1 protein-coding gene is annotated in these 390 nt (G+C 64.6%); it reads right to left on the bottom strand.

The annotated features are described in order from the left end of the window. Positions 1 to 89 precede the first annotated feature (89 nt). A partial coding sequence (locus AABA86_RS33910; RefSeq protein ID WP_338309836.1) for an electron transfer flavoprotein subunit alpha/FixB family protein occupies positions 90 to 390 on the bottom strand: 301 nt, incomplete at its 5' end.

Raw genomic sequence — 390 nt, 5'->3', positions numbered from 1 at the left:
CTTCCCCGGCGTGCCCCACGCCAAAGAAAACGCTTCAGAAATGAAACACCGGCCGGAGTTTATGCCTCCGGCCGGTGTTTTGAGGTCTTTTACTTGCCGAGCTTGCCGAGTTCGGCCGTCAGCTCCGGAACCGCCTGGTAGAGATCGGCGACCAGGCCGTAATCGGCAACCTGGAAGATCGGCGCGTCCTCGTCCTTGTTGATCGCGACGATCACCTTGGAGTCCTTCATGCCGGCCAGATGCTGGATCGCGCCGGAAATGCCGACGGCGACATAGAGCTCGGGCGCCACGACCTTGCCGGTCTGGCCGACCTGCCAGTCGTTCGGCGCATAGCCGGCGTCCACCGCCGCACGCGAGGCACCGACACCGGCGCCGAGCTTGTCGGCGAGC

The organism is Bradyrhizobium sp. TM233 (assembly GCF_036247965.1).
Classification (GTDB): Bacteria; Pseudomonadota; Alphaproteobacteria; order Rhizobiales; family Xanthobacteraceae; genus Bradyrhizobium; species Bradyrhizobium ottawaense.
This window is presented reverse-complemented; position numbering and strand designations above follow the sequence as displayed.